This is a genomic window from Intrasporangium sp. (assembly GCF_039812505.1).
GTDB lineage: Bacteria > Actinomycetota > Actinomycetes > Actinomycetales > Dermatophilaceae > Intrasporangium_A.
In genome coordinates, this window is the sequence record NZ_JBDIAQ010000136.1 from 1 (window position 1) to 9,687 (window position 9,687).

General features: G+C 72.1%; 8 protein-coding genes. 6 read left to right on the top strand and 2 right to left on the bottom strand.

Going from position 1 to position 9,687, the window contains the following annotated elements:
• Nucleotides 1-22: 22 nt before the first annotated feature.
• Both WMI84_RS14570 and WMI84_RS14575 read right to left on the bottom strand, forming a co-directional pair.
• On the bottom strand, nucleotides 23-1,039 hold the full coding sequence (locus WMI84_RS14570; protein WP_347354404.1) for a quinone-dependent dihydroorotate dehydrogenase: 1,017 nt from the start codon (nucleotides 1,037-1,039) through the stop codon (nucleotides 23-25).
• 118 nt (nucleotides 1,040-1,157) lie between these two features.
• A complete protein-coding gene (locus WMI84_RS14575) occupies nucleotides 1,158-1,544 on the bottom strand; it encodes a GntR family transcriptional regulator (protein WP_347354391.1) in 387 nt (128 codons plus the stop codon).
• A 297-nt stretch (nucleotides 1,545-1,841) separates the two neighbouring features.
• Here WMI84_RS14575 and WMI84_RS14580 point away from each other — a divergent pair, with 297 nt between their 5' ends.
• From WMI84_RS14580 to WMI84_RS14605, 6 genes are read left to right on the top strand one after another with little or no spacing between them, the layout of a single operon-like run.
• Nucleotides 1,842-3,308, top strand: a complete 1,467-nt coding sequence (locus WMI84_RS14580) for a cytochrome ubiquinol oxidase subunit I (RefSeq protein ID WP_347354393.1) — start codon at nucleotides 1,842-1,844, stop codon at nucleotides 3,306-3,308.
• A gap of 15 nt (nucleotides 3,309-3,323) precedes the next feature.
• Complete coding sequence (gene cydB / locus WMI84_RS14585; protein ID WP_347354395.1) at nucleotides 3,324-4,391, top strand: cytochrome d ubiquinol oxidase subunit II; 1,068 nt, start codon at nucleotides 3,324-3,326, stop codon at nucleotides 4,389-4,391.
• 18 nt (nucleotides 4,392-4,409) lie between these two features.
• A complete protein-coding gene (locus WMI84_RS14590) occupies nucleotides 4,410-6,251 on the top strand; it encodes an ABC transporter transmembrane domain-containing protein (RefSeq protein ID WP_347354397.1) in 1,842 nt (613 codons plus the stop codon).
• Nucleotides 6,248-8,044 (top strand): thiol reductant ABC exporter subunit CydC, encoded by a 1,797-nt coding sequence (gene cydC / locus WMI84_RS14595; RefSeq protein ID WP_347354399.1) that lies wholly within the window; start codon nucleotides 6,248-6,250, stop codon nucleotides 8,042-8,044. The genes WMI84_RS14590 and cydC overlap by 4 nt, the downstream gene beginning before the upstream one ends.
• 30 nt (nucleotides 8,045-8,074) lie before the next feature.
• Nucleotides 8,075-8,521, top strand: a complete 447-nt coding sequence (locus WMI84_RS14600; protein ID WP_347354401.1) for a BlaI/MecI/CopY family transcriptional regulator — start codon at nucleotides 8,075-8,077, stop codon at nucleotides 8,519-8,521.
• 6 nt (nucleotides 8,522-8,527) lie between these two features.
• Entirely contained in the window at nucleotides 8,528-9,412 is an 885-nt protein-coding gene (locus WMI84_RS14605) for a M56 family metallopeptidase (RefSeq protein ID WP_347354402.1), read from the top strand.
• Nucleotides 9,413-9,687: the final 275 nt, after the last annotated feature.

Consider the following 9,687-nt stretch of genomic DNA (forward strand, 5'->3'; position numbering starts at 1 on the left):
CCGACCGACCGACCGGCGAGGATCAGTGGCCGACGACCGCACGGTTGATCGCGCGCACGAGCGGCGGGCCGCCGTAGACGAACCCCGTGTAGAGCTGCACCAGCGAGGCACCCGCGTCGAACATGCGCAGGGCGTCCTCGACGGTAGTGATGCCGCCCACCCCGACGATCGGCAGGTCCGGCGCCTCGCGGTGGACGAAGCCGACGACTCGGCGGGCCCGCTCGGCCAGGGGCTGCCCGGACAGACCGCCTGCCTCCCGGGCGGCGACCGCGTCGCGCAGGGCGACCCCGTCGCGGGCGGTCGTCGTATTGGTCGCGATGAGGCCGTCGACCGCGCGCTCGGCACACACCTCCAGCACCTCGCCGATCGCCCGGTCGGTCAGGTCGGGCGCGATCTTGACCAGCAGCGGGGTGGGGCCGGCCTCGCCCCGGAGCGCACCGAGGATCCGGTCGAGGGCGCCTCGGTCCTGGAGGCTGCGCAGACCCGGCGTGTTGGGCGAGCTGACGTTGACCGCGAAGTAGTCGGCGTGCGGCCCGAGGACCCGCACCGAGTGGAGGTAGTCGTCGACCGCCTCCTCGACCGGTGTGGCCCTGGACTTGCCGATGCTGACGCCGAGGGGCACGCCGACCGGACCGAGGGCGCGCAGACGCGCGGCGAGGACGTCGGCCCCGTCGTTGTTGAAGCCCATCCGGTTGACGATCGCTCGGCTGGTGGGGAGCCGGAACAGCCGGGGCCTCGGGTTGCCCGGTTGGGCGTACCGGGTCACCGTGCCGACCTCGACGAAGCCGAACCCCATTGCGGGCCAAGCACGCAGCGCCACGCCGTTCTTGTCCACCCCGGCCGCGAGGCCTACCGGGCTCGGGAAGCGCACGCCGAAGACGGTTCGCGGAGAGTCGATGCCGAACTGCCGGCGCAGCAGGGCGATCGCGGGGGGCAGCCCTGACAGCACGGTCAGGGCGTCGAGCGCCTTCTCGTGACCGACCTCGGGGTCACCTCCCCCGAGCCGGAACAGGGTCTGCCGCAGGACGCGCTCGTACATCACGGCGCCCATCGTGCCATCAGGGGACCTGCCGACATGAGGAAGGCAATCCAGCGAGCGACAGCGGCCGGGCCGACGAGCTGTCCCGCCGGCCCGGCCGCGACCGGAGCAGCGGTCCTCAGGTGGACGGTGCCTCGCGCAGCGCGACCCGGACCAGATCGACGGCCTCGTCGTCGGCCAGGCCGGCGCTGCGGGCCGCGACGGCGAACCTGCTCGCCAGGGTGGCAGCGGCGACATGTGCGGTGCGCTCGTTGGTGGCCACGACCGTGCCGGCCCGTCCGCCGGTCTCCACGAGCCCGACCGCCTCCAGCTCCTTGTACGACCGCGCCACGGTGTTGACCGCGAGCCCGAGTTCCGCCGCGAGCCCTCGCACCGTCGGCAGGCGGTCACCCGGCAGGAGCCGGCCCGCGGCGATGAGCCGGGTGATCTGGTCGCGTACCTGCTCGAACGGCGGCTCGGCCGCCTCGAGGTCGACACCGACGTCGATGCGCGAGGCACCGCTCACCGCGGCTGCCTGCCGGACGTTGCTCCAGGGGGTGCGCTGCGACCAGTCATGAGATCTCCCTCTTCGACACTGTGGCATCACCGTGTTGACCCGACATCACCGTGTTTGGCCGACACCACTGTATTGAGCCCGCACCCGAGGACGCGCGCACCGCACCGTCGACGACGCAGAGGGCACGCCCGACCGGGACGGGGGGTGAGCGACATACCGAACCCTTGGGACCCCGTTCGAGACCCGCATACTACGTACCGTAGTATCTACTACGTCCTGTAGTCAGCAAGCCGAGCGGGAGACCCGATGGACGCCACCGACCTGGCGAGATGGCAGTTCGCCATCACGACCGTCTACCACTACCTCTTCGTGCCGATCACGATCGGTCTGTCCCTCGTCGTCGCCTGGTTCCACACCCGGTGGGTGCGCACCCGCAACCCCGAGTGGCTGCGCCTGGCGAAGTTCTACGGCAAGCTCTTCACGATCAACTTCGCGCTCGGGCTGGTCACCGGGATCGTGCAGGAGTTCCAGTTCGGGATGAACTGGTCGGACTACAGCCGGTTCGTCGGTGACATCTTCGGCGCCCCGCTCGCCATCGAGGCGCTGCTCGCCTTCTTCCTGGAGTCGACCTTCCTGGGCCTGTGGATCTTCGGCTGGGGCCGCCTGCCCGAGCGGCTGCACGCGGCGATGATGTGGGTCGTGCACGTCGGCACGCTGCTGTCGGCCTACTTCATCCTGGCGGCCAACTCCTTCATGCAGCACCCGGTCGGCTACCAGTACAACCCTGCGACCGGTCGGGCCGAGCTGACCGACTTCCTGGCCGTGCTGACCAACAAGGTGCAGCTGATCACCTTCCCGCACGTCATCCTCGCCGCGTACATGGTCGGTGGCGGCGTCGTGATGGGCGTGGGTCTGCACCTGATGCGGCGTGAGGCGCTGAAGGCCGAGGCAGGGACACCCGCCCCCGACGTGCCGCTCTACCGCAAGGCGGCCCGCATCGGCGCCGTCCTGACCCTCGTCGCGGGCCTCGGCGTCGCGGTCACCGGCGACATCCAGGGCAAGATCATGACCGAGGTCCAGCCGATGAAGATGGCCGCAGCGGAGGCGCTCTACGACTCGGTCCCGGAGGGCGAGGGCGCTCCCTTCTCCGTCCTGACGGTCGGCTCGCTCGACGGCCAGCACACCCGGGCACTGATCGAGGTCCCCGGTCTGCTGAGCTTCCTGGCGACCGGTTCCTTCGACGGGGCGGTGCAGGGCATCAACGACCTGCGCGAGGAGTACCTGGCCACGTTCGGGGCCTCGGGCAACCCCCGCGTCCAGGACCCGGCCACGCACTTCGTGCCGAACGTCCCGACGACGTACTGGTCGTTCCGGCTCATGATGGGCGCCGGCTTCGCCGCCGCCGGCATCGGCGCCGCCGTGCTCTGGCTGACCCGCAAGGGCCGGGTCCCGACGCACCGGTGGCTGCACTGGGCGGCCATCGCCGCGCCGCTGCTGCCGGTGTTCGGCAACTCCTTCGGGTGGATCTTCACCGAGGTCGGCCGCCAGCCCTGGCTCGTCTTCGGCCTGATGACGACCGGCAACGGCGTCTCGCCCGGGGTCTCGATGGGCTACGTGATCACCTCGCTCGCCGTCTACACCCTCCTCTACGGCGCCCTCGCCGTAGTCGAGGTCAAGCTCTTCCTTACCTACGTGCGCCGCGGGGCCGAGCCGTACGAGCCCGAGGAGCCCACCGACAGCGACGAGGACGCCCCCCTCGTCTTCGCCTACTGACCCGAAGGGAGCGTCATGGAGCTCAGCACCGTCTGGTTCGTCATCATCGGAGTCCTCTGGACCGGCTACTTCGTCCTGGAGGGCTTCGACTTCGGCGTCGGGATCCTGCTGCCCTTCCTCGGCGGGCGCAAGCGCTCGGCGATCGAGGCGCCACCCACCCCCGCGGACGCCGAGGTCGAGAAGCGGCGCCGCGTCATGCTCAACACGATCGGTCCGGTGTGGGACGGCAACGAGGTGTGGGTGCTGACCGCCGGTGGCGCCACGTTCGCCGCCTTTCCGCACTGGTACGCGACGATGTTCAGCGGCTTCTACCTCGCCCTGCTGCTCATCCTGGTCGCGCTGATCGTCCGCAACCTCGGCTTCGACTACCGGCACAAGCGACCCCACGAGTCCTGGAAACGGCGTTGGGACGTGGCGGTCTTCTGGGGCTCGCTCGTGCCAGCGTTCCTCTGGGGTGTCGCGCTGACCAGCGTCGTGCTCGGCGTCCCGATCGACGCCGACAAGGAGTTCACCGGCAACCTGCTGACCCTGCTGGGCCCGACGAGCCTGCTCGGCGGACTGACCTTCGTGGCGTTGTTCGTCACGCACGGCGCGATCTTCGTGGCCCTGAAGACGGACGGTCCGATCCGCGCCGACGCCCGTCGCGTCGCAGCTCGCGTCGGCCTGCCCACCGCGGGCCTGGCCGTGGTACTGCTGTTCCTCCTCGGACTGCACGGCGGGGACGCCGCCTCGTGGATCACCACCGTGCTCGCCGCGGCCGCGCTCGTCGTCGGCCTCTGGTTCAACCTCAAGGACCGCGAGGGGATGGCGTTCATCGGGACCGCTGCCACGATCGCGCTGGCGGTCGCGACCTACTTCCTGATCCTGTTCCCCAACGTCATGCCGTCGACGACGGACCCGGCGTTCAGCCTGACCACCGCGAACGCCTCGTCCTCGCACTACACGCTCACGATCATGACGGTCGTCGCGCTCGTCTTCACCCCGATCGTCCTGCTCTACCAGGGCTGGACCTACTGGGTCTTCCGCAAGCGCCTGACGACGCAGCACATCCCCGCCGACGTCGTGCTCGAGCACGCGCACTGACCGGAGGACCCCAGACCGTTGAAGCCGTTCGACCTGCGCCTGCTCCGGGCCGTCCCCTCGGTCCGCCCCCCGATCGCCGTCCTGACCGCGGTCGGGGTGCTGGGCGGCGCCCTCAGCGTCGCGACGGCCTTCGCCCTGACCGCCCTGCTCGTCGCGGTCGTCGCCGGTATGCCGCTCACCACCCCGGCCCTCTGGCTGGCCGGGACCTTCGCGGCCCGCGCCGCGCTCGGGGCCACGTCGGACCTCGTGGCCGCCTGGGCCGGCTCGGCGGTCTCGACCCGGCTGCGCTCGGCCCTGCTTCGCGAGTGGGGACGCCGACCTGCCGAACAGCGGCCTGACCCCGACACCGCGGTGACGCTCGCGACGTCCGGAGCCGGTGCCGTCGAGCCGTATGCCGCCCGCTACCTGCCCACCCTCCTGACCGCTGCGTTCGTGCCGGCCCTCGCGATCGTGACCCTCGTCGTCGTGGACTGGCCGAGCGCGGTCATCGTCGCGGCGACCCTGCCGCTGCTGCCGCTGTTCGCTGCGCTGATCGGCAAGGCCACGGCCAGCTCGACGGCACGCCGGTGGGCCGCCCTGGCGCAGCTGTCGGGACACTTCCTGGACGTCGTCCGCGGGCTGCCGACCCTGGTCGGCTACGGCCGGGCCGAGAAGCAGGTCGGGGTCGTCGCCGAGGTCAGCGAGCGACACCGCCGCGCGACGATGGCCACCCTGCGGATCGCCTTCCTCAGCTCGGCGGCCCTCGAGCTGCTCGCCAGCATCTCGGTCGCGATCGTCGCCGTCGTGGTGGGACTGCGTCTTTCCTTCGGGACCATGCCGCTGGCCACCGGGCTCGTCGCGATCCTGCTCGCCCCCGAGGCGTACTGGCCGATCCGTCGTGTCGGGGCCGAGTTCCACGCCGCCGCCGACGGCGCAGTGGCGCTCGAGGAGATCCTGGGTCAGCTGACACCTGCCCCGAACGGGCCGTTCGCGAGTGGGCCGGGGCGTGCGCCGGTCGGGTCGACCTCGGACGGACCGCTCGCAGCCGAACGCCACAGTTTGCCGGCCGCTTCGACCCCGCAGGGTCCGTTCGCCGAGCTGCGCCACGTCGAGTACCGGTATGCCGCCGAGCTCGCCCCGGTGCTGCGGGACCTCTCGCTGCGGCTGCGACCCGGCCTGACGGTCCTGACCGGACCCTCCGGTGTGGGCAAGTCGACCCTGCTCGAGCTGCTGGCCGGCCTGCGCACCCCGACCCGTGGAACCATCGTCGCCCCGGCGGCCCACCTGATGACCCAGCGACCGTTCATCCCGGCCGGTTCGGTGCGCCAGGCCCTGACCCTGTCCCACCCGCTGGCCCCCGCCCCGCCGCTCCCCGCCCCGCCGCTATCCCGGGTCGATGTATTAGCGCGGCCTGCGGGCCGCGCTAATACATCGACCCGGGTCGGGGGTGGGGGTGCGGTTGGCAGCGACGAGGGGCTGTGGGCCGCGCTGCGCCGGGTCGGGCTCGACGGCGTCGTCGCGGGCCTGCCGGGCGGGCTCGACGCAGCCCTCGGCGACGACGGCTTCGGGCTGTCGGCCGGACAGCGCCGGCGCATCGCCCTGGCCCGGGCCTGGCTCTCGAGCGAGCAGCTGATCCTGCTCGACGAGCCGACCGCGCACCTCGACGCGGATGCAGCCCGGCTCGCCCACGACCTGATCCTCGAGCTCGCCCAGCGCCGGGTCGTCATCGCTGTCACCCACCGACCCGAGCTGGTGGCGCTGGCCGACTCGGTCCGGCACCTGACGACCGCCGGCCCCTCGACGGTCGTGACGACTCCCGTCCCAGCCTCGGCCACCCCCGCTCCCACCGCACCCCTCGCCGCCGGGCAGGTGCACCCATGACGACCACCTCGCGTCCGACCCGGCCCGCCACCTCGTCGTCCACGTCTGCCGGCCCACCCCGGGCCGCCGCCGCTCCCACGACATCCGGCCCGGCGCAGGCCACCGCCCAGCCCCCGAGCAGTCGCGCCGGGTTGCGGGTGGCCAGACCGACCTGGGGCACGGTCAAGGGCGGTCTGCTGGGCGGCATCGCCGCCGCCTCCGGGATGGCCCTGACCGCCACGAGCGGCTGGCTCATCGTCCGGGCGGCCCAGCAGCCGGTCCTGCTCACCCTCATGACGGCCATCGTCGCGGTCCGGGCCTTCGGCATCGCCCGCCCGGTGTTCCGCTACTGGGAGCGGCTGGTCAGCCACGACACGGCCCTGGCGCTCCTCGCGCGACGCAGGTGGGCGGCATACGCCTCCCTCATCCCGCTGACCCCGGCACGCCTGGGCCGGCGACGGCGGGCGGACGTGCTGACCGGTGTCGTCGACGACCTCGACGACGTCGTGGACGCCCAGGTGCGCGTCACCGTGCCGGTCATCTCGTCGTTTGTCGCCGCGGCGCTCGCGATCGTCCTGACGAGCTGGCTCGCGACCGGCGTCGGCGTGGTCCTCGGCGGCCTGGCGACGGCGATCTCGCTGGTGTGCGTCATCAGCTACCGGCTCGAGTCCCGGTCGTTGACCGAGCTGCTCGCAGCCCGAGCGGAGGTGACGCGAGTGAGCGAGCTCATGACGAGCCAGGCGATCCAGCTGCGCGCGGTCGGCGGCTGGCCAACCGCCCTCGGCTGGCTCGACGCTGCCCAGACCACCCTGCTGGCCGCGACCCGGCGGCAGAGCGTCGGCCGGGCGACCGCGTCCGCCGCGTTCCTGCTCCTCGTGGGCGCCGCCGTGATCCTCACCGCCGTCGTCGTCTGGCCGCTGCCGCTCGATGCGCCGGTCAAGGCGCTGCTGCTGCTGACACCGGTCGCGCTAGGGGAGGTCGTCGTGCCGCTCACGGACGCCATGCGCGCGCTCGCCCGGGCCGGCGGCAGCCAGCGGCGGATCGAGGACCTGCTGGGTCTTGGCCCCGCCGTCGGCGCAGGCGGGGACACCGCCCTGCCGCTGACGGCAGCGGTACCGCACCTCACCGCCCGGGGCCTCACCGCCTCGTGGACCGGAGCGCGGACCGACGTCGGGCCGATCGACCTCGACGTGCCTGCCGGTTCCCGAGTGGCGCTGCTCGGGGCCAACGGCTCCGGCAAGTCCACCCTCTTGGCCGTCATCGCCCGCCACCTCGAGCCGACCGGCGGCTCGGTGACATGGGACGGCGTCGAGATCGCCCGGCTGCCGACCCTGGCCGTGCGGGAGCGCATCGCGGTCGTCGACGACGGACCGCACGTGTTCGCAAGCACGCTGCGGGCCAACCTGACGCTCGCGCGGGCGGACGCGACGGACGACGACCTCACCGACGCGCTCGACCGGGCCGGGCTGGGGCCCCTGCTCGCCGTCCTGCCGGACGGGCTGGACACCCGGATCGGGCTGGGTGGACGGGGCCTGTCCGGCGGCGAGCTGGCGCGGCTCGCGATCGCCCGGGCGATCGTGAGCCGCCGACCCGTCATCCTGCTCGACGAGCCGGTCGCCCACCTCGACCCGCCGACGGCGAGCGCCGTGCTGACCGACCTGCTGACCGACCTGCTGACCGACCTGCCGACCGACCTGCCGACCGTAGACGGGTCGCTCTCCGGCCGTCACCCCACCATCGTCATGGCCACGCACCGACCCGAGGGCCTGGAGCTCTTCGACGAGGTGGTCACCATGCGGCGTCCGTGCCAGTAAAGCCGTCCGTCCTAGTAAAATGGGAGCACCATGCCTGCCACACCACGCAACCGCCTCGGCGACCTCGAGCGCGCCGTCCTCGAACACCTCTGGACCGAGGGCCCGTCCCATCCGGAGGGCCTGACCGTGCGCGAGGTGCACGACGTCGTCGGGGTGCAGCGCGACCTCGCCTACACCACCTTGATGACGGTGCTCGATCGGATGGCGAAGAAGGGCCTGGTCACCCGGGAGCGTGACGGCCGGGCCTGGCGGTACCACGCTGCCTCGACCCGTGACGAGCTGACCTCGGAGACGATGCACCACGCCCTCGGCGAGCTCGCTGCGGGAGGGGATCGCCGCAGCGTCCTGCTCCACTTCCTCGACGAGTCGACCCCGGAGGAGATCGACGAGCTGAAGGCCGCGCTGGCCGAGCTCGAGGCCCGTCAGGCATCCGGCTCCGCCGCCGGTGGGCGCGGCCAACGACGCAGAGCGACCTGATACGCGGTGTACATCCTGCCGCTGGCGCTGCTGGCCGTGGCCCTCGCGTGGCCCGTGCCGCGGCTCATGGCAGGGTTCACCAGCTTCCGGCGGGCACCGCGGGCCGCGCTGGCCGTCTGGCAGTCGATGACGGTGGCGGCGCTGCTCGCCGCGCTCTTCACCGCACCGGTCGCGGTGCCGTTCATCGTCCGGCAGCAGTCCCGCATCACCGACTACCTCGGGCTCGTCGCGCTCGCCGGCGCGATCAGCGGACTGGTGCTGGCCCGGCTGCTCGTGGCCGCACACCGGGTCGGGCACAACCTGCGCGTGCTTCGCCGGCGCCACCGCGAGCTGATCGACGTCCTCGCCGCTCACGACGACCCCCACCTGCGCGTCATCGAGCACCCGACCCCGACCGCCTACTGCCTGCCCGGGCTGAGTCGCCGGGTCGTGCTCAGCCAGGGCACCATCGACCGGCTGCCGCCTGACGAGCTCGAGGCGGTCCTCGCCCACGAGCGGGCCCACCTGGCGGCCCGGCACGACCTGATCCTCGAGTTCTTCTCCGTCGTCCACGAGGCGGTGCCGCCGTTCGCCCGGTCCGACGCCGCCCTGCGGGAGGTGCACCTGCTCATCGAGGTGCTGGCCGACCGGGCCGCCGTCCGCGAGGTCGGCATCGTGCCCACCGCCCGTGCCATCGTCGGTATGGCGGGCGGCCCCAGCCCCGCCGGGAGCATCGCCATGAGCGGTGCTGCCTCGGTGGCCAAGGTGCGCATCTCGCTGCTCGAGCCGACCCGGATCTGGGGGCTGCCCGTGCCGGTCGCCTCGGCCCTGATGTACCTCTTCGCCGTGCTGCTGGTCGCGTTGCCGATCATGCTGCTCTCGATGGCATTCGCCGGCTTCCTGGTCACCTGATCGACAGTGCAGCACTCCGGGTCGACAGTGCAGCACTCCGGGTCGACAGTGCAGCACTCCTGATCGACAGTGCAGCATTCCGGGTCGACAGTGCAGCACTCCGGGTCGACAGTGCCCGCTCTGGTGGACCCGCGCTCAGATCCCCTACGGTCGTGGCAGAGCGAAGGAGCGCACATGGCCAAGTCTCGGATCGACATCAACTGCGACATGAGCGAAGGCTTCGGTGCATGGATGTTCGGCGACGACATCGACCGCCAGATGATGCCTCTGGTCAG